Genomic DNA, 1774 nt, shown 5'->3' with positions numbered 1-1774 from the left:
GAGCATGAGACCTTCCTGCTGCGCCACGCGCGCCGCTGGATCGAACCGGCCATCCGTTCCGCCGTGTCGCACCCCAAGACGGTGCTGGCGGCGGCGCTCGGCGCCCTCGTCGTCGGCGGGTTCGCCTTCACCACCCTGGGCCGAGAGTTCATCCCGACGCTGGACGAGGGCGATATCGCCATGCAGGCCCTGCGCGTGCCCTCGGCCTCGCTGGAGCAGTCCCTCGCCATGCAGATGGCGCTGGAGCGGGCCATCAAGGCCCAGCCCGAGGTGAAGACCATGTTCTCGCGCACCGGCACGGCCGAGGCGGCGGTGGACCCCATGCCGCCGAACATCTCGGACGCCGTCATCGTGCTGAAGAAGCGCAAGGAATGGCCCGATCCGAAGCTGCCGAAGGAGGAGTTGATCGCCCGCATCGAAAAGGCCTCCGCCGCCCAGTTGGGCAACAGCTTCGAGTTCAGCCAGCCGATCGAACTGCGCTTCAACGAGCTGATCTCCGGGGTCCGCACCGATCTGGCGGTCATGGTCTATGGAGACGACTTCACCCAGCTTCAGGCCACGGCGGATCAGGTCGCCAACGCCCTGCGCGACACGCCCGGCTCGGCCGACGTGCGGGTGGAGCAGGCGTCGGGCCTGCCGACCCTGACGGTCAGCGTCGACCGCTTCGCCGCCGCCAACTACGGCCTGTCGGCGGCCGACGTGTCCGAAGCCGTCTCGGCGGCGATCGGCGGCGCCGAGGCCGGTCAGATCTTCGAGGGCGACCGCCGTTTCGACGTGGTGGTCCGCCTGTCGGACGCCGAACGCAACGACCCCGCCGCCCTGAACGCCCTGCCCGTCACCACGGCGAGCGGCGTGACCATCCCCCTGTCCTCGGTCGCCCGCATTCAGGTGAAGGAAGGCCAGAACCAGATCAGCCGCAACGACGGCAGCCGCCGCATGGTGGTTCAGGCCAATGTGCGCGGCCGCGATCTGGGCGGCTTCGTCGCCGACGCCCAGAAGCAGGTGGATCAGCAGGTCAGCTTGCCCACAGGCTATTCGCTCAAATGGGGCGGACAGTTCGAGAACCTGAAGCGGGCCGAGCAGCGGCTGGGTCTGGTCATCCCCGTGGTCTTCGTCCTGATCGGCATCCTGCTGTTCATGGCGCTGGGATCATTCGCGGAGGCGGGGCTGGTGTTCGCCTGCGTGCCGCTGGCGCTGGTCGGCGGGGCGCTGTCGCTGTTGCTGAGGGGGATGCCCTTCTCGGTCTCGGCGGCGGTCGGCTTCATCGCTGTGTCCGGCGTCGCCACCCTGAACGGACTGGTGCTTATGCAGGCCATCCGCGAGCGGTTGCAGGCGGGTCAGGCCCCGCGCGACGCTGCCCTGCTCGGCGCCTTCAGCCGCCTGAGGGCGGTGCTGACCACGGCCCTGGTCGCCATCGTCGGCTTCATCCCCATGGCCATCGCCAGCGGGGCGGGCGCCGAGGTGCAGAAGCCGTTGGCGACCGTGGTCATCGGCGGCCTGTTGACGGCCACGGCCCTGACGTTGCTGGTGTTGCCGACCTTCGCGGCCAAGGCCGTCAAGCACCGCAGGGCGGAAGGCGTGGAAGAATGAGCGGATCGCATCATGGAGAGGGGCTTCAGCGCCGCACCCTGCTGATCGTGCTGGTGCTGAACGCCCTGCTGTTCGTCATGCTCGGACTCGGCGGCCTGTTCGCCGAGTCCAGCGCCCTGCTGGCCAACGCCGCCGACAACGGATCAGACGCCATCGTCTATCTGATCAGCTTCCTGGCGGTCGG

The 1774-nt window shown here is 68.9% G+C and carries 1 protein-coding gene and 1 pseudogene; both read left to right on the top strand.

What is annotated here, in order from left to right:
* Window positions 1-1590 (top strand): efflux RND transporter permease subunit (locus RT567_RS16475; RefSeq protein ID WP_313577276.1); only part of this gene is annotated, 1590 nt, incomplete at its 5' end.
* A pseudogene (locus RT567_RS16470) lies at window positions 1587-1774 on the top strand (cation transporter); the annotation flags it as partial. The gene RT567_RS16475 and the pseudogene RT567_RS16470, both read left to right, overlap by 4 nt.

Origin of the sequence: Brevundimonas sp., from assembly GCF_032107865.1 — a bacterium.
Lineage (GTDB): Bacteria > Pseudomonadota > Alphaproteobacteria > Caulobacterales > Caulobacteraceae > Brevundimonas.
Note: the sequence above shows the minus strand (reverse complement) of the source record. Positions and strands in the feature narration are given on the sequence as shown.